We start from the raw sequence: 24,601 nt of genomic DNA, 5'->3' as shown, positions 1-24,601 counted from the left end.
GGACTTGAAGCTCATCTGACCCAGGTTGCCTCAACATATCTGCCGTCCCTGAACGACCACGCCTTGATACCTTCTGGTTTTTCGGACTTGCCGACAATAATGGCTATTGGGTGCGGCAGATCCTGCGTGTAACGTGCAGCAAATTTGGAGAAGCTTCCGATGTCTGCCGGAGAGATCACCGGAACGGATTGGGGGTGCGTATGCCAATAGCCCACCAGACGTAACCCTTGTTCGTTGGCAGCCTGGATCTCCTGACGGCACCGCTCCGCATCCAACTCTAGCCAAGACCAGCCTGACCGATCGGCGCGATGAGGCAACGTGGCCAAGGCCAGCAGCAACCCTTTCGGATCAACCGGGTTGACGAATAACTGTCCCCCTCGCTCCACGCCAAAAAGGCCCTGCCGATGGCTATCCAAGATGTCCGCGACAGCTTGGGACACCAACAGCTCGGAATTCACCTCCGGCCATCGCCAGCGCCATGCGATATCCGTCATACCGTTTCGTCCTTATCTTCCGGCCATCCGCGCTCGAGTAGGATCTGCTGCGCCCCCTCTGGCAGCTTGGGCCCATGGTATTGGCCTCCTAGGCTCAGCACATCTTCAGGTCTGTAAATGCTGCTGACCCAAGATGCAGTGGCGATGTTGCCGGTCAATGCGCGTAAGGCCGTGTGCGACACCATGGAGGCGATATTGGTCATTCCCAGCGAGCCGCCTGGGATAAAGCTCTCGCCACACGCGGGCAGTGGAACAACACCGCCTCCCGGCCACTCTGTAAATCTATGCAGAAAATCGCCGACGTCCGTGAACAACTGACGGCCATCAAAGGTGCCGGCTGGTGCGAATAGAGCATGGCCTACCTGTGTATACGGTTCGCTCCAGGCTTGTAAAAGCCCCCAAGGAGCGCCGCTTGATTTGGCTCGCCATACAGTGACCTCCGACTGCCAGTCTGCTGTCGTGATCACCACCAGATCTGCGTTATCAAACACTTCTGGTTTGCTGCTCATCACCACTTCGGCAAAAGTCGCATAAGCGGTACATTCTGTCGTCGGAAGATCTAACAGAATCTTGTCCCTCAACGCTAAGGCTTTCAGTCTCCCTAGGCTATCCGCTCCCAGTACGTGCCTCCCCAGATTGGCTGACACCAAAGTGTCAGGATCGATGAGGGTTAGGTGGCCGACACCGGATCGTGCCAATTGTATTGCCACCGCACTGCCTAATGAGCCAACGCCAACAAAAACGACTCGAGCATTTTCAAGATGCTGTGCAGTGCCACTTATATCGCGGGACAGAATGGACGCTCGATCAAGCACGTCCAGGGCAGTTGCTCGGACGAGCGCCGGAGGATGTGCATTTGCGATAGCTGGCCGACGGCGCGCTGTACGCAAGCCAAACTTTGCGCCCCGCTCCTGCTGTACGCCGAGCGACCGAACATTGAGGCAATATGTTGGAGCATCTGCCCCTCCTGGAAGCTCCAGAACAATCCATCGACTCGGCAACGTTCCATGCAGCTCAAACCATGCCAGCAATTGCTCGGCATCGTCTGGTTGAAGGTGTGGCGTGAGCCAGAGCAATAAATCTTCGGGATCCGGGGTGCGTATGTCCGGATAAGTCTGAAGCTTGACGTAAAAACCGGGAGTTTCGGCCGCGCGAATGACAGCGGAGCGCCCGACAACCCGTCGGTAATGCCCTTTGAGTGCAGCTACGTTCGATGCTAACCAAACCGTTTCCTGACCGGATGGCACAGCTCGGCGCGGATCGCTGAGCGCAAACAACTGCGAGGCAGTCTGAGGTCGATCCAACAGTAAGAGGTTCTGGAATGACTGACCATGCTGAAACGACCAGTAGGTAGTGATCTCATTCTGAAATTCGATATCGCGCGTTGCCTGGCTTGATCCCATCTTGGACAACGAAACGATTTGGGCCAAGCGAGCAAGGCTGTCCTCTACCACGACCTCCGGGGAGCCCATGATGGGGCGTTCCTGAAAGCCATGAAGGCAAAGCCCCGACTTGGTGGCATGCGGCCAAACCAGCCATGGAGAGGGTTCGACGTTTAGGCGCAAGAGCCCACGGGGAAAGTTGGAGGGGAAACCAATACGCAGTCGCCGCTCCTGCCCCGTGTAATCGATGGGCAAGGGGAAGTGAAAGCACGCCGCTTCGTCAGCCCGCATGGGTGCGGGCTGGAGCAATGCATCGGCAGCATCCTGACCTAGGGTGTTTCGCAGTGCGGCGATTCCGCGCTGCAATGGCGTCTTAATAGGATCAGCCAAGGCGTCCAACTGGCTTTACGCTCGACTGAGAGGTTCCGCCACCGCTGGCCCCTCCGAAGAGCGAACCCATCGAAGCAGAGTTTCGAGTAGTGCCATCTGGTCGGCCGGGCATCGTCCAATTCGCAGGGATTTCATTGTTCACTGCCGTGATGAATGCCGGTGCTATACCGAAATTCTTTTTCACTGCCTCGGCAAAGGAATCATTGGATTCAAAACTTTCCAAACCTAATGACACAGACGCACTGGCGTCCGCATGCCACTTGGCGAATGCCTGACGATAGCCTTGCCCCTCGCCCGGTCGATTCCACTTCTCTGCAAAGTTTTCGCCGTTATCGGCAGGGTTGCAGACATAGCAGTCGCTACCTCTATGCGCGATGTGCTGCGGCATTCTGCGAACGATTTCCAAAATTGCATCGAGCGGAGCCAGAGGCTTCGACTGCGATTCCTTTACGACATCCAGGTATGCGTGAGTAGCCAAAGTGGTAATGACCGCAGATATGGGGCGAGTATCAGCGCTCCTTGTGTTGATGGCCCATTCATCGCGATGCCGCTTGAGCAGCTTGATGGTCGCACGCAGGGGATCTTGATCGATGTAATCCTGATAATGCGGCAATGGATCTTGTGTCGCGGCATCGAGCATCCGCTGGTTTTTGGCAACTACCAAGCTTTCCAGAGAGATTTCCTGGGCAGAAGCAACCTGCAACCAGTTCGAGTAAGGGATAGGGCTGCTTGCTTTCCACCCTGTGACCCGATCCGGAACCTCCAGCTTACCCTCGCCGTTTGCTTCGCCATTTCCGTTGATCGCGCGGGCAGGCGTGACATCAATGTGGAAACCTGGATTTTCGTCGGCATAAACGATCCGGATGCCACGACGTAATTGCTTAACTTCTTCCTGAACGCGGGAGCCTTCCCTAAAACGCTGCTCAATCGCTTCTAGAACTTCCTTCGCACCAGCGCCTTGAGCGTGAGGGAGCCAGATAATCGCGTCCGCATCAATGGTGTCCAGATCCGCAGGCGCGCCGGGGATTGGCTTGATGGTCGTTTTCAGCCGCATCGAGCCTTGAACGAAAATATGGGCCTCAGCGAGCAGCGGGTTGTCGGAAGCCGAGAGGATTTTTTCCAGTTGGGAGTAGCGGGCATTAATTTTTTCGTACTGCGCTTCCGACAGCGAGATTTCCCGCGCGGCGCGAAGCAGAAAATATTCCCAACTGCTGCGCTTGGTCTGTTCGTTGCTCAAAAGCATTTACCTAGCCTCCTGGGCCACCGAGCCCAATTGCAGTGTTTGCGTAAACCGATCTTGGTTTTCTTTGTCCCGATCGAAGATCAGGTACGTATGTTGATGCTGCGTAGTGAGCAACGCGCCAAACTCGATGGCCAATGCCGCAGGAATAGCGGCGAAGACGTGAATAGGGTCAGGAGTCAAAGCTTCAAGCTGGCTCAGTCGTATTTGAAGTGCGTCACGAAAGGCATGAATCACCCGACGGTTTTGTACCATCGCATAGCTTGGCTCTGGGATCGACAGCTCTGCAATACGTGCACCGGGCAGAGCGTCGGTCACGTCGCGAACTGGAACTTGCGCAGAAATGGAGAGCACAAGCGCAAGTGGCCCGTCGCCGTCGGAGGGAGGTGTAAACAAAAAAGCGGGCGGCTCAGCGGACTGATCGGGCCAGCGCAAAAGATGCTCGCGGTGAAAGGAGAAGATCAAGCGTTTGGAACGGTCGCCGATACTTTGGCCCAACATCATCAAGGCCGGAATGTCGGCCAAGCCGACTACCGCCAGCGCGGGCGAGTCTCCATAGGTGCCGCCGCGACGCTTGAGTTGCTGCTCCAGCTCATACTGGACACTGTCTTTGATGTTCTGCCAATAGGTCGCGTCCCTACCTCGCGGTCCGGGTGCAGGGAAAGTGATTTTGATGCCTTGATCGAAGGCGATAAATCCCTCAGCAGACATCGCAGTCAACAGATCGCGAACGGGAATATCGGTGACAGTCTGGAAATGCTGACTCTGGACGATGAGAGGAATGGCTCTGCCACCATCGGGGGTCGTTGCGGCGAGTCGGATGCGTTCCATGTACGCTTGGTGTAAACCACTCAAATCATTTTCAGGGTAACCATCTGCGTCACGATCAATTTTGTCATGACAGCCTGGGCACAGGAGCATCAGGTTAGCGGTATCGTTGGTATGCGCCTCAGCGTCATGATCTGCGCGGCCCCGAGGCCCCTTCGGACTGGCGGGTAGGATATGCGCCACTTCGCCCCATTTCATCGGTTTGCCGGCACGATAGTCGAACGTTAGATCTGTACCACACAGTTCACAATGACCAGCGGCCTGTATCCACACGATCCGCTTCGTCTCATCATTCGTGTTAAAGCGCCCGCTCGCGACTTTAGCGTCTTCTTGCTCTGCCATTTCGACCTACCCCCGAGAAACATCCATGAAAAAAACGATGATGGCCAGATAAAATCATCTTAAGGTCATTCACCCCAAATACAAGAAAGATCTGAGAGTGGCGGAGGCTGAATCGTCTTAAGCACCAAGGTCGTATTTGACCCCAACGGAAGGGGGAATGGCGGCGCCGTTTTATGGTAAATGCGACTTATTAAGAGCGCTGACCACAGCGTATGTACTGAAATTAGCGAGTTTATGTGAAAGAGATAAACTCGCTAATTTGCGTACACGTCTCTTCAGTGATCGCACAATTCCTGTCTTAAGCTTGTCTGCTCCGTCTTAGAATATACCGAAGAGGTGATCTCGTACCCTCGAGCCCCATAGCTAGGAAAAGCGAAGCAGCCGGTATGCGCGCCGTTTGAAAATGCATCAGTCGCTCTTTCCGGCCGTTCAGAGATGTCAGCCAATGGCTGTAAGCATGAAGCTTAGGCATTGGTCGAGTAACGATTTGAGCCGTTCCCAGCCATGGATAAGCTTAGATGATTTCGTATCTAGTACGTACATGTCGCTCGGGGAGGACTCGTCGCTAGCCGCTGGCAAGCCATGGTTCGTGTCCCTCCCACCTACGAAGTAAGCGTAATACATTCTGGATTACCAACAGGCTCCCACCTCACCGCGAATACAGCCACCCACGTATTGGCTCGGCGGACATCATTAGCTTCGCAGTTGCGTCAAAAAAGGCGTTTCGTTGGACCGATACGATCTGAGCGCAGATTGCGTGTGAATACCCGGTGCGCTGCGGATCATAAGGCTCCCATGAACGTTAAGGTAGCAAACAAGATCTGCACATCAGCTGACACGCGCTCCAAATAAAGGCAATTTTAAAAAAGCAGATTTACATTACAAAATTGTAATTTTCTGATCATGTCCACGTTATCTCCAGATTGCAACGATACAGCTCGGCGACGATGCGGGAGGCACATCCTGCTTTCTGTAAACAATAATTCCAGCCGAAGAGCTTTCTAGTTCTGCCGAACCTAAGGAGTGATGTATGAATAACAACACGAAATTTTCGATGGCCGCGTTGGCGATCGTTGTCAGTTCTGGCCCGTCCACGGTATTTGCGGAAGAAAAGGCCGAAGGATTTGTGGAAGGCAGCAGCCTTACTGTTCTCAACCGAAACAATTACTTCAATCGTGATCATCGCAACGGCCAATCGAGTGCAACGGGCAACGGTTACTCCGAGGCCTGGGCACATGCCATCATTAGTAAATTCGAGTCCGGGTTTACTCAGGGCACTGTGGGTGTCGGTGTTGACGCGTTCGCCATGATCGGATTGAAACTCGACTCAGGTGACGGGCGTAATGGTGGCCGTAGTTCGTTCGATGTACTACCGGTCAATAGTGATGGGCAGGCTAGAGACGAATATACTAAAATTGGAGGTGCAGCAAAAATTCGCGCCTTTGACACGGTAGTAAAGGTCGGCGACGTATTCCCATCTAACCCAGTCGTTGCCGCTGGTGACTCCAGACTTCTACCAGAAAGTTTCACAGGCGTAACGGCGACAAACACCAGCTTTGACGGATTGACTGTTCAGGCGGGCCGCCTTCACGCTATGAGCCAGCCAACTTCCAGCAATATGCGCGACAATTTCGCGACATTTTATGCCGGACCTGTTAATTCACCGTGGGTCGGCTACTTTGGCGGTGACTACAATCTGAACAAGAATGTGATCGTTAGCCTCTACTCCAGCCGCCTTAAAGACGCCTGGAATCAATATTATGCCGGCACGGGATTAAACTATTCGCTTTCGGATGAACTCTCCGTATTCGGCGGCTTGAACTACTACAAAGCCGTCGACGAAGGCAAAAAATTGCTAGGTGAATTCAACAATAATATTTGGAGTGCTAAAGTCGGCGTGAAGTATGGCGCACACTCTGTCGCATTGTCTCACCAACGAAACAATGGTAACGACGACTTCGACTACCTCCGCCAATCGGATTCCATTTTTCTCGACAACTCAATCCAATACAGCGATTTCAACTCGCCTAAAGAGCGTTCATGGATGGTCCGATACGACTTGGATATGACGACATATGGCGTGCCAGGACTGTCGTTTATGACACGTTACGCCCGTGGCACCGATGCCGATTACTCCAACGCTAATGGAACCTACATGCGACGGGATGCAGAGGGAAATCCGCTGACCGATCAGAAACGCTGGGAACGCGATATTGAGGTGAAATATGTCGTTCAGACCGGATCTTTGAAGGACATGTCTTTCCGCCTGCGCCAAGCAAACACTCGTGCTACAGCGTTTGAATCTGACCTTGATGAAGTACGTGTGATTGTTGAGTATCCATTAGCTGTCATGTGACATCGAACGGGATGACTCGCTGTGCGAGCGTCCCGTCCTTCGAAAAGTTACAGAAATGTCATTTTTCAATCATCTTCACGTTAGGTTATGTTTTTTATACTTATCGTGAGTTGATAGAATCTTAGCTAGCGCATCTGGCTGGGGTTCTATGGATGAGTAGCTAGATTGTGAAAATCCAAACTCAATGCTGTTCAGTTGTCATATCCATTCACCTTTGGAAGCTCCTTTGCTCCTTTGGTAAGGTGAATTTTGAGACGCCCTTCGGGGCGTCTTTTTTTGCCTTTCAGAACTCGAACAAACAAAAACGCCCGACACCTTTGACTAACGAAGCGGGTCGCGCGTTTAATTGTCATATGACAGCGCAGGTATTAACCGCCTCGCCTACGGCAGTCTCCAGCTACAGTGTAAGTGATCGTGTTTAGTTGCCCTACGGAGTCTTCATAAGTCATTGCGGCCGGCACTACTGCGCAGATTTTCGCAGGCCGCACCACACTGATCACCTTTACCACATCCACCTTCATTCCATATTCATATCGCTTCGGTACCGGCGCGCTTTTTCCTTGGCTGACTGCGTACTTCTCCATAGCTTTGGTGTTGGCAGCCATCATTTTTTCGAAAGCCTTATCTCCTCCCCCCTCTGCAAACACGCTTGACGAGACAGCTAAAACTCCGAACAAAGCTAAAATGTTGATAGATTTCATATTCAGCACCTCAACTAATACAGTCAAGATAATATCAGGCTAATGATTGCGACCGGGTGGCGCTAAAATTACAAGTATGTAATCAAACCGGCAAAAAAAACCCGCCACTAGGAGCCTAGGGGCGGGCTGATTCCAAACTGCATGGCTACGCTTACTTAGCCTTCTCATTCTTTTCGTCACTTGACACCACTGAGGCATTTTTTCCTTGTTTCGCCACATACTTCTCCATTGCCAGATCTTTTGCCGCCATCATCTTCTCGAATGTTCTGTCTCCACCGCCTTCCGCCATAGCGAATGAAGAAAGGGCCAAAGCGCCCGCAACAGCAAAGATTTTAGTAAGTTTCATTCTGACACCTCATATAGATAACGCTATTAGGGTATCAATGCGAACCTATCATCACGGTGGCGCTCAGATTACATATTCGTAATCGTTCCTGGTATAAAAAACCCGCTGATGAACAACCGCAGCGGGCTCAAAACCAAAAGAACTATTGGGTTGTTATTCTCCCTTCTGCGGGTTCATCTTCATCGTGGCGGTGCACCCATTGATAGAGCGCAGGCAGTATTAACAGCGTTAATGCAGTCGAGGACAGGATGCCCCCAATCACAACGGTGGCCAGTGGTCGTTGAACCTCTGCCCCGGTGCCAGTGGCCAGAGCCATAGGTATAAAGCCGAGGGAAGCCACCAAAGCTGTCATCAATACCGGACGAAGCCGCGTGAGGGCTCCTTCATTGATAGCAGAATTTAACGAATACCCCCGCTCTCGAAGATTGCGAATGAACGCTATCATCACCAAACCGTTCAGCACCGCAACCCCCGACAAAGCAATGAAACCAACACCCGCCGAGATCGATAGCGGGATGTCACGTAGCCACAAAGCCATGACCCCTCCAGTCAACGCGAATGGAATACCGGTGAATACCAGGAGGCCGTCCTTGAGATTGTTGAACATCATGAAAAGCAGGGCAAATACAAGGAGCAGGGCCACCGGGACAACGATATGGAGACGTTTCGCAGCCGACTGGAGTTGCTCAAATTGCCCACCCCAGTTAGTCCAATAACCAGCCGGCACCTGTACCTCTCGATCAATAGCGCTGCTGGCCTCTTGAACAAAAGAGCCTATATCCCGACCTCGCACGTTAGCGCTTACGATTACCAGACGCTTACCATTTTCGCGACTGACCTGGTTCGGCCCAAGCACCAGATCGAGAGTTGCCACTTCTGAGAGGGCAATAAAACCAATCTGTTCTGCATTGCCATTGACCAGCGCCGGTACTGGAATCAGCAACGTAGACAACCCTTCAATGTCCTTGCGCATGGCATCGGATAAACGCACAACCATATCGAAACGACGGTCTCCTTCATACATCGTACCCGCTTGGCGACCACCAACCGCTACCGCTATGGTGTCCTGTACATCACCAACATTCAGGCCATAACGCGCGGCCTTGTCACGGTCGATGTTAATGGTAAGTACTGGTAGCCCTGTGGTCTGCTCGACTTTGACCTCTGAAGCTCCTTCGACCTTCTGCATAGAGGCAGCGATTTTCGCAGCTGTGCTGTTAAGCACTACCATGTCATCACCGAAGACCTTAACGGCTACGTCACTGCGCACGCCTGATATCAGCTCGTTGAAACGCAATTGAATTGGCTGCGAAAGCTCATAGTTGCTGCCGGGCATCGCGGCCGTAGCCTTTTGAATATCCGCGACTAACTCATCCCGGGATTTGTTCGGGTCAGGCCATTGATCCTTAGGCTTAAGCATCACATAGCTGTCAGAGATATTCGGCGGCATTGGATCGGAGGCAATCTCTGCGGTACCGGTACGAGCAAAAACTCGCTCGACTTCAGGCACTTTTGCCAGCACTAGCTTTTCCAAACGCTGCTGCATTTCTACCGATTGCGTCAGACTGGTGCCCGGCACGCGTAGTGCTTGCAGGGCAAAATCCCCTTCGCTGAGGCTCGGTACAAACTCACTTCCCATTCGACTGGCGACAACCCCGCACACTGCAATGAGGCCTAGTGCCATGGCAAAGGCTACTGATCGGTGGTTCATGACCCAATCCAGCGCAGGTGCATACATCCGACGCGCGCCACGCATGATCACGTTCTCTTGTTCCTTGACCTTGCCAGTTACGAACATGGCAATCGCCGCAGGAACAAAGGTAACGGACAGCAGCATGGCGCCCAGCAGGGCAATTACGACTGTAAACGCCATGGGGTGGAACATTTTCCCTTCAACACCGGTCAGGGCAAAAATCGGGAGATACACGACCATGATGATCAACTGACCGAAAATCAATGGGCGGCGCGCTTCCTTTGCCGCTGCAAACACTTCATGCATCCGTTCGGAACGTGTGAGGATACGTCCATGGTGCTGTTGTGCATGAGCCAAGCGCCGGATCGCGTTTTCGACAATCACCACCGCTCCGTCAACAATGATGCCGAAGTCCAACGCGCCGAGACTCATCAGGTTGGCGCTGACTTTGTTGGTGAACATACCGGTGAATGTGAACAGCATGGCCAAAGGAATAACCATGGCAGTGATCAATGCGGCGCGAATGTTGCCCAAGAACAGGAACAGAATTGCGATGACCAGGATCGCACCTTCAATCAGGTTCTTTTTGACCGTGGCAATCGCCTTGTCCACGAGATTGGTACGGTCGTATACCGTGACCGCCACCACCCCCTCAGGTAGTGACCGATTGACTTGCTCCAGTTTGGCGGCAACGGCCTGAGAGACGGTTCGGCTATTTTCACCGATCAACATGAACACAGTGCCAAGCACGACTTCACGACCGTTTTCGGTAGCGGCCCCCGTGCGCAGCTCACGGCCGATATCAACTGTTGCCACATTCTTGATGCGGATCGGCGTGCCATCGACGTTGGCCATCACGATGTTGGCAATGTCGTCGGTGGTTGCCACCTGCCCGGGAGCACGAATCAGGAGTTGTTCACCACTGCGTTCAATGTATCCGGCACCGACGTTGGCATTATTCCGTTCCAGCGCCGTCACAAGATCAGTCAGAGTCAGCTTGTACGCCGCCAAGCGTTTTGGATCGGGAGCAATTTGATATTCTTTGGCGAAACCACCAATGGTGTTGCTTTCGGCGACGCCGGGAACGTTGCGCAACTGAGGTTTGATAATCCAATCCTGGATCACCCTCAAGTCGGTCGGGGTGTAAGGGCTGCCGTCCTCTTTAACGGCGCCTTCTTTTGCCTCGACTGTCCAGAGGAAAATCTCACCCAGGCCGGTAGAGAGCGGCCCCATGACCGCTTCCACGCCCTCGGGTAATTGCTCCTTGGCCACCTGCAGTCGCTCATTGACCAATTGCCGGGCGAAAAACAGGTCGGTGCCTTCCTTGAATATCACGGTGACTTGCGACAGACCTGAGCGTGAGAGCGAACGCGTTTGCTCAAGAGCTGGCAAGCCGGCCATGGCGGTTTCGATGGGGAAGGTGATTCGCTGTTCTGTCTCCAGTGGCGAGAAACCTGCGGCACCCGTGTTGATCTGCACCTGGACGTTTGTAATGTCGGGTACTGCGTCGATCGGAAGTTTCTGATAGCTGGCGATGCCGAGGCCAGCCATGAGAAGAACCGCGAGCAGCACGATGATGCGTTGCTCGATTGCAAATTGGATCAGGCGTTCGAACATAAGAACCTTCTCGTGGAAATGGCGGATCAGTGGGAGTGTTCAGCCGAGGCTTTACCCAGCTCTGATTTCAGAATGAAGCTGCCGGCAGCAGCGACTTGAACACCGGGCTCCAGGCCCTCTGTGATCTCAACCAGACCCGCCGCACGACTGCCTATTTCCACCGGCTGCGCCTTAAATCCGTCATCAGTTCGAACGAAAACTGTCGGTTTATCCTCGACCGTCTGGATCGCCACTTCTGGCACCGCGACTTTCGTCTGCCGGGTATCGGTATCTACCAGCACGGTAACGAACAGTCCGGGACGCCAGGCGCCTTTCGGATTGGGTAGGGTCACGCGGACCGTGGCGGTACGGGTCTGCTCGCCCAACAAACTTCCTACGTAGGCCACGGTGCCGGTGACTTCGGCACTTAACTCTGGGGCATTGACGGTGACGGACTTGCCCACCAGCACCTTGTTCAAATCCTTGGGGGAGACGCCAAAAGTTACCCACACACGCGACAAGTCTGAGAGAGTGAAGGCATTGGTGGTTTCACTGACAACCTCACCAAGGCCCAAGTGTTTCTCAACCACGACGCCATCGAACGGCGCACGCAGCTCATACCGGTTGCCGCCGCTGGCTACCGAGCTGCCACTGAGTACGCTGATTTTTTGACGGGCATTGCTGAGGGCGATTTCAGCTTCTTGCAGAGCCTGACGGGCTTGAAGGAAATCTTGTTCGGCAGAGATTTTGTCTTGCCATAACTGTCGCTCACGCTCGTAGGTGGTACGCGCCAACTCCAGACGACGTTGCGCTGCGGCTTGCTCACTACGCTGATCAGAAATTTGCTGGCTGGCGATCACGGCTAGTAGCTGGCCTTTTTTCACCGGCTGGCCAAGATTGACATGTACCGACTCGACGACGCCAGGCACTCGGGGCACGACATGGGAAGTCCGGTCGTCATCGAACCGGACTTCTCCTGGGAAGGGCAATGACAGGCTGATGCTGTGTGCCTTTGCTTCGGCCAACTGGATGCCAGCCGCGCTAATCTGCTCCTCGCTAAGTGTCAGGTGACCTTCCTCCTCTTCGCCCTCGGCATGTTCGCCTACAGCTGTTGACCCACCGGCATCCTTGTTGCCGTCGTCATCGTGGCCATGCTCCTCATGAGGCTGAGCTTCGGCGGACGGTGCAGACGTTTTACCAACCCAGAATGAGCCGATTCCCATGCCCACCGTCAGGGTCAGCGCGATCACAAAGATTTGTTTTTTATCCATGGAAACTCCCTACGCAGCTCAATCGGGCAGTCACGGATTAGCGTGACAATGCAGTGCTGAGCAGCGGTACAAAAGCGTTATATGAAATTCACTGGGAACGAGTTAATTGAGTGACATCACCGAAAACTCGCTCAATGCGCACCCAGGCGTCTGTTGCCTCTGCAATGGCCTGGATGTATTGGTTACGTGCGCTGATCAACGTGCGCTGTGCATCGAGCACATCCAGGAAGTTGAACTTGCCCATTTCGAAACCTCGGGTCGCGGTGTCGACGGCATTTTGGGCGGCAGGCAGGATGGTTTGATTGAAAGAGGTAACTTCGGTGTTCGCCGTCATCCACTGATCCAGAGCGATCTGAATTTCTGTACGCAGGCGTAACTCGCTTGAATTGCGAAGGTCGCGGGCCTGATCGGCTCGGCGGGCTGCTGCCAGTACATTGCCTTGATTACGATTGAACAACGGAATGGGCATCGACAGCCCCACAACGTTCACACGCTCGCGTTCTCGTTCATCGTATTGACTGCCCACACTTACGGTGAGATCTGGAACACGCTGAGACTTCTCCAGATCAAGAGAAGCTTCACGCTGATCAATTTGTAGTTTTGCCAATCGTAATTCGGCAGTTTCACCGATGCGGTTGAGCAGCAGTGACGGTTCCGGAACGTTGGGCATTGGCCGGTCTGACTCACCGACGGATTTAAACGAAGGCAACGGTGCGCCCATTACGCGCGCAAGCTGCTGATAGGCATTTGCTTCGTCGCGCTCAGCACGCCGCAGTTCTAGGCGCACTTCAGATAACTGTACCTCTGCTCGTGTACCTTCGATGGGGGATGATTTACCACTATTAATCCGTCCTTGAGCAACACGAACACCGCGCTCGGCAAGCACAAGGGATTGACGCGATAAGAGCAATCTCTGCTGGGCCGTCGAGGCGCTAGAAAAGGCCTGGATGACTTCTGCACGTAGAATATTGCGTTTACGCTCCAATTCAATACTAGCCGCGTCTTGGGCTCGACTGGCAACGTCTATCCTAGCTCCGCGCTTGCCGCCAAGCTCAATCGGTTGGTTGATCATTACCGTCGTAGTGCGCGAGCTCCGTCGGGTATCTTCAGCTTCCCAAGAAAGCTCGGGGTTGGGAATCAAACCCGCTTGTTTTCGATCTCCTTGGCTGATACCAATTTCCCATTGTGCTGCCGCCAAATCGGGATTGTTAGCAAAGGCCGATTCCAGTGCCTGATCCATGGTCAGCGTCTGAGAAGACGAAACTGCGGCAAAACTGGTGTCTGCCATTAAGAACATACAACTCAAGCCTACAACTAGTAAGGACTTTTGTATGTTCAAGGGTGCAGTTAACTTTCTATGCGGACGCAATTTCATAGTTCCTTCAACGCCTATTCTCTATACGTAAATGTAAAGTTTTGCACTTATCAGCAAGGTGACTGAAAAATTACAAATACGTTATCCAACGATGCAGCTATTTTTTTTGCACTAGCATAGGAGGAATGAAAGATTCGAACGTGGGGGCAGCAATATGCCGAAACAAATACCAACCTGGTATCTGCCGAACAGCACTTGTCGATTTTGGTTAACCATGTGTGGCGCTTGCCCAGTGTTCGATTCAACGGTCAAAGTGCGACACGTTGTCGCAAGGAGTCGCTGTGATGGCTCAAGACCGGGGGTTTAAGCTTGACCCTGTAGCGGCTACAGGCTTTAAGATCATTATTTAATATCTAATGCCGGATATCGGTAAGCGCAAAAAATTAAATGGTTTCGAATTATATAATTCTTCTCAGAAAATAAAACAATAACACTTCTGACCCAACTGACTTCCTATTGAAGAGGGCGAAATATCATGCGAATCCTTGTAATTGAGGACGAGCCTAAAACTGCCGAATACTTGCATCAAGGGCTGACAGAAAGTGGCTATATAGTCGACCGTGCGGTAACCGGAGCAGATGGACTTCATCTTGCACGTCAACATGTCTATGATTTGGTGATACTCGACGTTAATCTTCCAGAACTTGATGGCTGGGGTGTTCTTGAACATCTGCGCCAAAGCAGCAATACCAGGGTGATGATGTTGACGGCCCGGGGACGGCTTGCGGACAAAATTCGCGGGCTCGATCTGGGTGCTGATGACTATCTGGTTAAACCGTTTGAGTTCCCAGAGCTGCTTGCCCGAGTACGAACCCTTATGCGTCGAAGTGAACACATTCCTGTACCGCAGGTACTCAAAGTAGCCGATCTGGAGCTCGATCAAGGGCGCCACCGTGCCTTTCGTGGCGCGCAGCGTATAGATTTGACGACCAAGGAGTTCGCGCTTCTGCATCTACTGATGCGTCAGACTGGAGAGGTACTCTCACGAACCCAAATCATCTCCTTAGTGTGGGATATGAATTTTGACTGCGACACCAACGTTGTAGAGGTTTCAATCCGTAGATTGAGGGCCAAAATTGACGATCCCTTTGATAACAAATTGATCCACACCCTTCGCGGGGTTGGTTATGTATTGGAGGCACGCGAATGAAGCCGGCGAGCCTGTCAATGCGACTAGGTTTGACGGTGAGTATCTTGGGGGCCTTGTTAGTGGTGTTTCTGGCTATATTGGCCTTTTTCGCGCTTACGCATGAGCTGGATAAATTGGCGAAACATAGTCTGGAAAAGAAAATGGAGCAGGTGGAACACAGCCTCTCATTTTACGAGGATATGGCGGAGGTGAACTCGAAACCGCACTCCTTGCTGGATCAAGTCATGGGGCACGACAATCTAAATTTGTCCATTTATGACCTGACAAACCTCAGGACGCCAGTACTAAAATTCGGAACTGGTTTATCGGATCCACGAATCGAATTGAAAGCTGCTAATGCCGCCATCGACAATCTCTCATATTCTTCAAATTCCGATAGTGAGGGTCGACACTTCCTCACCGCATACAAACTCATCCGATTGAAGAATGGTAAAAATGTCGCCGTTTTGCTGTCCATGGATAGTGCGAACGATGAAGCATTGCTCAGCGCGTATCTTCGATCGACGATCATTGCTCTACCGCTTTTACTGATACTCATTGGAATTAGCGCTTGGGCTGTGGTGCAACGAGGGCTCTCTCCCCTCAGAGAATTTCGAAAGGTCGCCGCCATGATCTCGGCCCAAGATCTCAGTCATCGTCTTTCAGTGGTCAAAATGCCTCAGGAACTGAGTGAACTGGCCCATGGTATCAATTTCATGCTCCCCCGACTCGACAGTGGTATTCAGCAGCTGTCGCAGTTTTCCGATGACTTGGCCCACGAATTACGTTCCCCAATCACCAATTTGATGGGGAAGGCACAAGTGACACTATCTCGGGAGCGACCTGCAGAAGAGTACAAAGCGGTGTGGGAGTCTTGCACCGAAGAGTTGGGCCGAGTCACCCGGATCGTCTCGGATATGCTCTTCCTCGCTCAAGTCAGTCATCCAGCGGCGCTCGTCCCGTTCGAGCCAATTACGTTAGAAGATGAAGCATTGAAGGTCGTCGATCTGTTTTCGCTGTCGGCGGAAGAAAAGCGCATCAGCCTAAGCGTCGCCGGAAACGGCAAGACCATTGGCGACAGGCTGATGATTCAGCGAGCAATATCGAATCTGCTGTCGAACGCTATACGCCACTGCCCGGCCGGCCAATCTATTTCAATTGTTATCGAAAGCCATGCCGAACGAGTCTCGCTACTTGTAGGCAATCCAGGCGCAGGAATCGAACCTCAGCATCTGACGCACTTGTTCGACCGTTTTTATAGAGTCGACACCAGTCGCTCCCGTGCGGAAGGTGGGACTGGTCTTGGCTTGGCGATTGTCAGATCGATCATGAGTCTTCATCAGGGAACAGCGGAGGTTCAGAGCATGCCTGGTAGCATTACTGTTTTCAGGCTGAACTTTCCAAACCTCGAGGGACAAACTTCCTGGCAGCAGGCAAGACGGGTTCAGGGGTGAGTTTCAATATCAAGCTTGCATAATCCGCACTCAAATCCCCCCATACCTCTAGAAATACTCTGGTGGTGTAGGGGGCTTCCCCTTACGTGCCCTACCATTGACATGGGCTGTTCGCGACGTATCTTACTAGTGCTGCATACCTTCGCTTTCTTCGAGCCCTTCATGAAATCGCGAATCCTCTAATTGAAGCGTCGTATGGCTAATATGGAACGCTTCGCTCATAAGGTGCGTTACTTCAGCTAATATTTCCTGCTCGGTGCGGGAGAAACGTTGGACGACAAGGTGTGCACTCATGACATTCTTGCCGCTGGTCAAAGCCCAGATATGCAAATCATGAATATCTTCAACGCCTTCAACCGCCCTTATTCTTAGCTCCACTTCAGCGATATCGATGCCCTCTGGAACCCCTTGCAACAGGATATTCATGCTTTCTTTAAGCAAGATCCAAGTTCTGGGAAGGACCCATAACCCAATAGCTGCGGCAACGATCGCGTCAACCCAAATCCATCCGGTAAAGCGAATGATCAATGCGGCTCCTATCACGCCTATGGAGCCTAGCATGTCACTCCAAACCTCCAGATAAGCACCTTTGACGTTAAGACTTTCGTCACTGGCAGACATCAGCAAGCGCATTGAGACAAGGTTCACAACTAGCCCAATCACTGCCACGATCAGCATGCCTATCGATTCTATTTCTGTCGGAGTTTTAAACCGCTGGTAGGCCTCGTATAGGATGTACACCGCCACCATGAACAACAGAATCGCGTTGAAAGCAGCTGCGAGAATCTCAAATCGTGCATATCCGAATGTCCTTTTTTTATCCGCAGCGCGCTTGGCGATCTGAATAGCGACCAATGAAATAGCTAATGCAGTGGAATCGGTCAGCATATGAGCTGCGTCCGATAACAACGCCAAGCTGCCGGTAATGAAAGCCCCAATGACCTCTGAAATCATAAAACTCGTCGTTAACGCTAGAGCGATCCACAGTTTTTTCTCATGTCCTGCACGTGCTTGACCGTGACTATGACCAGCGCTCATATGTCTCTCCATGGGTGTAAGCGGATGCGACAACGACTCAGACCGCGCATGAGGATCAATCTTCATTCAGAAGAGTTTCCAGCTCTTGAGAAAGAGGCATCACCTGAAAAGAACTGACCCGGGCACGACCAGCATTCCCCGAAGGCACTCATACTTTAGAAAATAGCAGTGCAGCGATAACTCGTGTTATTTGTCCCAGGATCTCCCGAGGATCATGTGTCTTGACGCCCACGTACAGCATCAAGACGTGTGACTTTGCACGTAGCAAAGTGCGGCGTTGTGAGAGGATGTGGGTACGTTCAAGCCAATAGTAAGCGCGCCCATAATCTCGGGACAGAATCGCCACCCGAGCTTCGTCGAAGCCCTCAAGAATTGCCCTATGCAAAATCTCTTTCAGCTTGGGCTCCAACTATTTTCAGGGTAACCATCTGCGTCACGATCAATTCTGTCATGACAGCCTGGGCAGAGGAGCATCAGGTTGGCAGTATCGTTTGTGTGCGCCTCAGCATCATGATCCGCACGTCCCCGAGGCCCCTTGGGACTGGCGGGTAGGATATGCGCCACTTCGCCCCATTTCATTGGCTTGCCGGCACGATAGTCGAACGTTAGATCTGCGCCGCACAGTTCACAATGACCAGCGGTCTGTGTCCATACGATCCGCTTCGTCTCATCATTCGTATTAAAGCGCCCACTCGCAGGCTTTGCGTCTTCTTGTTCTGCCATTCCGACCTACCCCCCGAGAAACATCCATGATCGAAAACGATGACGGCAAGATAAGATCATATTAAGGTCATTTGCCTCAATTTCAAGAGAGATATCAGGGTGACGAATGCTAAGTCGGCTTTGAGCAGGGTGCTTTTTTTGGCTCATCGAAACGCAGTGATGGAAGCGGGCGTTTTTCTAGCAAGTGCTGGTGGGGAATGGCACTGACCACAGCGTATGTATCGAAATTAGCGAGTTTATGCAAAATACATAAACTCGCTAATTTCGATACATACCGCGCGTAGAACTGATGACAACGAGATGTGCAACTCAAACGAGGCTGCAAGCGCAGCCCCTTTTGCACATTTTTTCCGCGTTAGTGCCTGCCAGGCTCAGCGGATAGGCGTCGACGGCGCATGAGGTGATAGGCCGCCGGAATGACGAACAGCGACAGCAACGGCGCCGTGACCATACCGCCAATCATCGGGGCGGCAATGCGGCTCATCACCTCGCTGCCGGCACCACCTCCTAAAAGTATTGGTAACAAACCAGCGATAACCACCGCAACGGTCATGGCCTTGGGGCGAACGCGCTGCACAGCGCCTTCACGAATCGCGGCCATCAACCCGCGTTCTGTGTTGTCACCGAGCTCTTGACGCTCGGCCCAGGCATTTTTCAGGTAGAGCAGCATGATCACGCCAAATTCGGCAGAAACTCCAGCCAGGGCGATAAAGCCGACCCCGGTGGCAACCGACAGCTTGAATCCCAACAGATAGAGAAACCATGCTCCGCCCGTGAGAGCGAATGGCAGCGTGGCCATAATCAGCAAAGCCTCATCAAAGCGTGCAAATGTCAGGTAAAGCAGGACGAAGATGATCAGCAGCGTGGCGGGGACCACCAGATTTAGTCGTGCATTTGCCCTCTCAAGAAACTCGAACTGACCTGAGTAGCTCAGGCTCATGCCGGGCTGCAACTTGACCTGCTCGCTGACGAGCCGACGTAGATCGGCGACTACCGATGCAATGTCCCGGCCACGCACGTCGATGTACACCCAGCCTGAAGGCCGTGCGTTATCACTTTTGAGCATCGGCGGCCCGTCGTTGACCTTGATCTTCGCCACTGTGCCAAGGGTGATCTGGCTGCCTAGCGGGGTGTAGATTGGCAACTGCTCCAAAGCGCTAAGCGAATCCCGCCACTCCCGAGGGTAACGGACGTTGATTGGGAAGCGTGCAAGCCCTTCAATGGTTTCACCGACATTTTCCCCGCCGATAGCGCCGGCCACGATCGACTGCACATCGGCGATATTCAGTCCGTATCGGGCGGCGGCTTGTCGGTCGATATCCACGTCGATGTAACGTCCACCGGTTAATCGCTCGGCCAGAGCCGAACTGACACCGGCTACGCCCTTGGCCACTCGCTCGACCGCCTGAGTCGCCGAATCGATTTCCGTCAGGTTGGTGCCGGCAATCTTTACACCAATAGGACTTTTGATCCCCGTAGCCAGCATGTCTATTCGGTTGCGAATCGGTGGTATCCAGATATTCGTCAGCCCAGGAACTCGCACCACTCGGTCCAGCTCCTCCACCAGTTTTTCCGGAGTCCTGCCTGGTCGCCATTGCTGCTGTGGCTTGAACTGGATGGTGGTTTCGAACATCTCCAGCGGCGCCGGGTCGGTGGCAGTTTCGGCACGTCCCGCTTTACAGAAGACATGTTCGACCTCTGGCACGGTCTTGATCAGGCGGTCGGTCTGTTGCAGCAGTTGCGCCGCTTTCTGTGCGGACAATCCGGGCAGCGCCGAAGGCATATAGAGCAGGTCGCCCTCATTCAAAGGCGGAAGAAACTCGCCCCCCAAGCGCGACATTGGCCATAGCGCACTAAAAAACACCAACGCCGCCACAAGCAGCGTGATCCTCGGTCGCCGCAGCACTGCATCCAGAGCCGGCTGGTAGATCCGGATGAGCCAGCGGCTCAGCGGGTTGTTTTTTTCATTAGGAATCCGTCCCCGAATCCAGTAGCCCATCAAAACCGGCACCAAGGTCACTGACAATCCCGCTGCTGCAGCCATGGCGTAGGTCTTGGTGAAAGCCAGCGGGCCGAACAGCCGACCCTCTTGCGCTTGCAGGGTGAACACCGGAATGAACGAAAGAGTGATGATCAACAAACAGAAGAATAGGGCTGGTCCAACTTCAGTCGCCGCTTCGGTCATTACCTGCCAATGACGTTCACCATTCAGTTCCTCACCTGGATTGGCCACGTGCCATGCCTCAACTTTCTTGTGTGCGTTTTCGATCATCACCACAGCAGCATCGACCATGGCGCCGATGGCGATGGCTATCCCACCCAGGGACATGATGTTGGCGTTGAGCCCTTGGTAGCGCATGACAATAAAGGCCATCAGTACACCGACCGGCTGGGAAATACTAGCCACCAGAGAGGAGCGCAGGTGCCAAAGAAAGATCCCGCAAACCAATGCGACAACGATGAACTCTTCGATGAGCTTGGGGCTGAGGTTTTCAACAGCGCGGTCAATCAGTTTCCCACGGTCGTAGGTGGTGACAATTTCCACTCCGGCCGGAAGGCTGCTTTTCAACTCGTCGAGTTTGGTCTTGACCGCCGCAATGGTCTCGCGAGCATTCTTACCGCTGCGCAAAATCACCACGCCGCCAACCGTCTCGCCTTCGCCGTCGAGTTCGGTGATGCCACGGCGCATCTCCGGCCCCAACTGGATCGTGGCGACATCGCCCAAGTTCACCGGCACACCGCCCGATCCCAGCTTGAGGGGGATCGCCCGAAAATCATTGAGCGTCTTCAGGTAGCCGGATGCACGCACGATGAACTCGGTCTCTGCCATCTCCAGCACCGCGCCACCCGTTTCCTGATTGGCCTTGCCGATCGCTTCGGTCACCTCGGCCTGCGTAATACCAAGACTGGCCAGTTTGAGCGGATCAAGCTGCACTTGGTACTGCTTGACCATGCCGCCCACAGTGGCCACTTCCGCCACATTGGGCAGGGTCTTGAGTTCAAACTTGAGGAACCAGTCCTGAAGTGCGCGTAGCTGCGCCAGATCATGCCCGCCAGTGCGATCCACCAGCGCGTACTGGAAGATCCATCCTACGCCTGTCGCATCTGGCCCCAACGCTGGCTTGGCGCTGGCCGGCAAGCGGCTTTGTACTTGGCTCAAGTACTCCAACACCCGCGAGCGAGCCCAGTACAAGTCAGTGCCGTCTTCGAACAGCACATAGACAAAGCTGTCACCGAAAAAGGAATAACCACGCACCGTCTTGGCACCTGGTACTGAGAGCATGGTGGTGGCCAACGGATAGGTGACCTGGTTCTCGACAATCTGGGGTGCTTGTCCAGGATACGGGGTGCGGATGATCACCTGCACATCGGACAAGTCTGGTAGCGCATCAATGGGCGTGCTCTGCACCGACCAAATGCCCCACGCCGTGATAAACAGCGTCGCCAGTAGCACCAGGAATCGGTTGGTTACGGACCAACGAATCAGGGCTGCAATCATGGCTGGCCCCCTGATTTGTCCAGACGCTCAACACGCAAGCCGTCGTCGGTCTGATTCACACCTATCCGGACCTTGTCGCCCGTTTTAAGACCCTGCATCAGAGCGGGATTGGCGAGCGGGAACGTCATCGTCATGCCAGGCATGCCCAGCGTCTTAAAAGGGCCGTGAGCGAGAGTGACTTCTTTATCGTTGATCTCAACGATTTGCCCATCCGCTTCATGCAAACCGGCGGCGGCTGCACTGGTGGGTGAAGGTTCCTCTGATTTGGCAACGATGCCTTTAAGACTGGCCTCTGAGTCGAGCAGGAACTGGCCAGAGCTAACCACTTTTTGGCCCTCTTCCAACCCTTTCAATATCGCCGTCTTGCCATCGCTTTCCTGCCCAAGTTGCACCTCCACGGGACGATAGCGACCGGCGTCTTCAGCGAGCATCACCAGGGCACGTAGACCGGTGCGAATGACCGCCTCGCTCGGCACCCACAGCACACTTTGCTCCGTCGCGCGATTAAGGCTCACGCGTGCGGTCATACCCGGCCTGAGACGGCCTTGCGGGTTAGGCAATTCGACGCGCACGCGAAGGGTGCGACTATCGGGATTGGTTTCTGGAAGAATCGCGCTTACCACGCCGTTGAGCACGACGCCTGGGAACGCGGGCAAACGCGCCTCAGCCACTTGTCCCAGCTGTATCGACCCGAATTCAGTCTCCGGGACCGCCAGAGCCAGCCAGACGTTACTCAACCCATTCACGCGTGCCAGTGTTTGGCCGGCAGCCACTGTCATACCTTCGCGCACATCGAGTTCTTGCAACACCCCACTGATAGGGCTGGTGAGGGTCAGGTTCGGTTGGACTTTGCCACTGCGCTCTACTTGAGTAATCGATGCCGCCGGCATCCCGGTAAGCCGCAAACGCTGGCGAGCCGCTGCCAGCAAGCCCGCATCGCCGCTACGCTTAAGTGCGAGAAACTCCTCCTGAGCCGCAGACCACTCCGGGACAAGAATATCCGCCAAGGCGGCGTTGGCTTTGATCACATCGCCAGGAGCATGGGCATACACGCGCTCGACGAAACCCGCCGTACGGGCCTGGATGACGGCGACGTCACGCTCGTTGAAGGTCAATACACCTACAACGTCCAGACTCGAAGCAAACACACCTCGATTGACCGTAGCCAGTCGCACACCAAGATTCTGGGTCAGGCTTGGATCAATGCGAACAGTGGCGCTGTCCCCCTTGCTATCCGCGTACTGAGGGACCATCTCCATGTCCATGAAGGGCGACTTACCCGGCTTATCGAATTTCTGTTGTGGGTACATGGGGTCGTACCAATACAGAACCTTGCGATCGACTGAGGACTCCGGCTTCGGCTCCGATGCTGCATCCGGTACTGCGCTCACCCTCGGTTGAGCCAACCAGTAACCACCGGCGACTCCCAAAGCAATTGAGATGCTGACAACAAAAACCCCTTTCCATGTTCGAGAGATCATTGAGCGGACTCCCCATAGGCGAAATACAGGCGAGCGCTGGTGAGAGCACGCTGCTCTTCAACATCAATCTGCTTGAGACGGGCTTCGATAAGCTCGCGCCGAGCGGCCACGACGGAGTTCAGATCGCCTTTGCCGGCGCGATAGCTGGCCATAGTGAGCTCGACCTTTTCCTTAGCCAAAGGGAGCAGGCTGGTCTGGGCTCGATGAACGGCGCGGTTCAGGCGCTCATAGTCCGCTAAGTCATCCTCCAATTGCTGGGTGTGCTCGCGTGAAAGGACCTCACGCTCAGCCTCAAGCTGACTGAGTTCCGCATGCTTGGCTGCGATTTTTGGGTTTTGTCGCGAGTCAGGAAACAGTGGTAGATCCCATGAAAACTGCACGCTGACCATGTCGCCGAACTCTCGGCCGCGATGCTGATAGTCGACTTCCCAGCTCCAATCAGACCGCTTTTCCGCTTCGGCCTCGCGCACCTTGGCCTGCGCTTCGCGGGTCATTGGGGCAAACGCTGCCAATTCTGGGTGATGTTGAACGTTGTGAGAGTACCCAGAGGCTTCTACAGGCCATTCAGGCAAGCTGCCCACAGGTTTATCGTTTGCGGCTGGTCCAATCCAGCTCTTCAAAGCTGCTCGGGCTTGCGATCTCTGGCGAATCAGATCGTCCTGCTGCTCTTCCAGTTGTGCCGCCTCCTGTTTGGGCGTGACGGCATCAGCAGGTTGAGCGCGGCCACCGGCAATCTGCGCGCGGACGGTATCGGCCAGCAGGCGGTTTTCCCTATAGAAGTCCTGGAACAGCGCGTCTTTACGCTCAACGGAATAGCTGCTGATCCAGGCCAGCGCCGTGGCCTGACGAACCTTTAGACGTTCGACCAGACGCTCAGCGGCAGCGCGGTCAATGGCTGCATCAGCAACCTCGATTCGGGCTTTTCGTTTGGCGCTGTTCGGCATTTCCTGACTGACACCGACCATTTGCATGGTCATGAAGTCCTGATCGATGCTCCAGCGATCCGGCCCCCCAATGGGATAGTTCTGTATACCTACCAGCAACTTGGGATCGGGTAGTTCCCCGGCTGGGATGGCTGCACTAGTGGCGGCACGAATTTTTGCATCTTGTGCAGTCAGCGACGGCGCATTGGTTTCAGCCAGCTGCAAAGCATCATCGAGTGTCAACGCAGCAGCGAAACTCGGCGTGGCCAATACGCTTGCCGCCAAGATGGCCACGAGGGGCCGCCCTGTGCAATAGCACTTGGATTTCATGTTCACGATT

17 protein-coding genes and 1 pseudogene are annotated in these 24,601 nt (G+C 53.8%); 3 read left to right on the top strand and 15 right to left on the bottom strand.

The window, feature by feature from the left end:
• Positions 1-11 precede the first annotated feature (11 nt).
• The 4 genes from HGO40_RS01840 to HGO40_RS01825 are packed head-to-tail and all read right to left on the bottom strand — an operon-like array spanning position 12 to position 4,676.
• Positions 12-494 (bottom strand): Mov34/MPN/PAD-1 family protein, encoded by a 483-nt coding sequence (locus tag HGO40_RS01840; RefSeq protein ID WP_032901850.1) that lies wholly within the window; start codon positions 492-494, stop codon positions 12-14.
• Positions 491-2,275 carry a HesA/MoeB/ThiF family protein gene (locus HGO40_RS01835; protein ID WP_108184650.1) on the bottom strand — a complete coding sequence of 595 codons (1,785 nt, stop codon included), beginning with the start codon at positions 2,273-2,275 and terminating at the stop codon, positions 491-493. The genes HGO40_RS01840 and HGO40_RS01835 overlap by 4 nt, the downstream gene beginning before the upstream one ends.
• Complete coding sequence (locus HGO40_RS01830; RefSeq protein ID WP_250961621.1) at positions 2,259-3,509, bottom strand: nucleotidyltransferase domain-containing protein; 1,251 nt, start codon at positions 3,507-3,509, stop codon at positions 2,259-2,261. Before HGO40_RS01830 ends, HGO40_RS01835 begins: the two co-directional genes overlap by 17 nt.
• Complete coding sequence (locus tag HGO40_RS01825; RefSeq protein ID WP_108184652.1) at positions 3,510-4,676, bottom strand: SAVED domain-containing protein; 1,167 nt, start codon at positions 4,674-4,676, stop codon at positions 3,510-3,512.
• Positions 4,677-5,706: 1,030 nt separating this feature from the next.
• Here HGO40_RS01825 and HGO40_RS01820 point away from each other — a divergent pair.
• Positions 5,707-7,032 carry an OprD family porin gene (locus HGO40_RS01820; RefSeq protein WP_250961620.1) on the top strand — a complete coding sequence of 442 codons (1,326 nt, stop codon included), beginning with the start codon at positions 5,707-5,709 and terminating at the stop codon, positions 7,030-7,032.
• Positions 7,033-7,400: 368 nt separating this feature from the next.
• On the opposite strand, the gene HGO40_RS01815 is transcribed toward HGO40_RS01820, so the two are convergent.
• The 5 genes from HGO40_RS01815 to HGO40_RS01795 all read right to left on the bottom strand — a co-directional run bounded on the left by HGO40_RS01815 (position 7,401) and on the right by HGO40_RS01795 (position 13,936).
• Complete coding sequence (locus HGO40_RS01815; RefSeq protein WP_024014895.1) at positions 7,401-7,733, bottom strand: DUF2790 domain-containing protein; 333 nt, start codon at positions 7,731-7,733, stop codon at positions 7,401-7,403.
• Between the two features lie 151 nt (positions 7,734-7,884).
• Positions 7,885-8,079, bottom strand: a complete 195-nt coding sequence (locus tag HGO40_RS01810; protein WP_024014896.1) for a co-regulatory protein PtrA N-terminal domain-containing protein — start codon at positions 8,077-8,079, stop codon at positions 7,885-7,887.
• 142 nt (positions 8,080-8,221) lie between these two features.
• Entirely contained in the window at positions 8,222-11,389 is a 3,168-nt protein-coding gene (locus HGO40_RS01805) for a CusA/CzcA family heavy metal efflux RND transporter (RefSeq protein WP_250961619.1), read from the bottom strand.
• Between the two features lie 26 nt (positions 11,390-11,415).
• Entirely contained in the window at positions 11,416-12,639 is a 1,224-nt protein-coding gene (locus HGO40_RS01800) for an efflux RND transporter periplasmic adaptor subunit (protein ID WP_024014898.1), read from the bottom strand.
• Between the two features lie 88 nt (positions 12,640-12,727).
• Positions 12,728-13,936, bottom strand: coding sequence for a TolC family protein (locus tag HGO40_RS01795; protein ID WP_024014899.1), 1,209 nt, complete (start codon positions 13,934-13,936; stop codon positions 12,728-12,730).
• A 553-nt stretch (positions 13,937-14,489) separates the two neighbouring features.
• Here HGO40_RS01795 and HGO40_RS01790 point away from each other — a divergent pair.
• The gene (locus HGO40_RS01790; protein ID WP_039593197.1) at positions 14,490-15,164 is read left to right on the top strand and encodes a heavy metal response regulator transcription factor; all 675 of its coding nucleotides are present in this window, start codon (positions 14,490-14,492) and stop codon (positions 15,162-15,164) included.
• Positions 15,161-16,597, top strand: a complete 1,437-nt coding sequence (locus tag HGO40_RS01785) for a heavy metal sensor histidine kinase (RefSeq protein ID WP_250961618.1) — start codon at positions 15,161-15,163, stop codon at positions 16,595-16,597. Before HGO40_RS01790 ends, HGO40_RS01785 begins: the two co-directional genes overlap by 4 nt.
• A gap of 126 nt (positions 16,598-16,723) precedes the next feature.
• Here the strand turns inward: HGO40_RS01785 and HGO40_RS01780 are convergent, their stop codons facing one another.
• The 6 genes and pseudogenes from HGO40_RS01780 to HGO40_RS01755 form a co-directional block, all read right to left on the bottom strand.
• On the bottom strand, positions 16,724-17,635 hold the full coding sequence (locus HGO40_RS01780; RefSeq protein WP_024014903.1) for a cation diffusion facilitator family transporter: 912 nt from the start codon (positions 17,633-17,635) through the stop codon (positions 16,724-16,726).
• 55 nt (positions 17,636-17,690) lie between these two features.
• Positions 17,691-18,020 (bottom strand): annotated as a pseudogene (locus tag HGO40_RS01775) (DUF3703 domain-containing protein).
• A gap of 8 nt (positions 18,021-18,028) precedes the next feature.
• Positions 18,029-18,214: an HNH endonuclease signature motif containing protein gene (locus HGO40_RS30715; RefSeq protein ID WP_230383560.1), complete on the bottom strand. Its 186-nt coding sequence runs from the start codon at positions 18,212-18,214 to the stop codon at positions 18,029-18,031.
• A gap of 499 nt (positions 18,215-18,713) precedes the next feature.
• Positions 18,714-21,857: an efflux RND transporter permease subunit gene (locus tag HGO40_RS01765; RefSeq protein ID WP_250961617.1), complete on the bottom strand. Its 3,144-nt coding sequence runs from the start codon at positions 21,855-21,857 to the stop codon at positions 18,714-18,716.
• Entirely contained in the window at positions 21,854-23,338 is a 1,485-nt protein-coding gene (locus HGO40_RS01760) for an efflux RND transporter periplasmic adaptor subunit (RefSeq protein WP_039593196.1), read from the bottom strand. The genes HGO40_RS01765 and HGO40_RS01760 overlap by 4 nt, the downstream gene beginning before the upstream one ends.
• Positions 23,335-24,591: a TolC family protein gene (locus HGO40_RS01755; protein WP_250961616.1), complete on the bottom strand. Its 1,257-nt coding sequence runs from the start codon at positions 24,589-24,591 to the stop codon at positions 23,335-23,337. The genes HGO40_RS01760 and HGO40_RS01755 overlap by 4 nt, the downstream gene beginning before the upstream one ends.
• Between the last annotated feature and the right edge of the window lie 10 nt (positions 24,592-24,601).

The sequence above is a fragment of the Pseudomonas sp. CG7 genome (assembly GCF_023701885.1).
GTDB classification, from domain to species: domain Bacteria; phylum Pseudomonadota; class Gammaproteobacteria; order Pseudomonadales; family Pseudomonadaceae; genus Aquipseudomonas; species Aquipseudomonas zanjanensis.
This window is presented reverse-complemented; position numbering and strand designations above follow the sequence as displayed.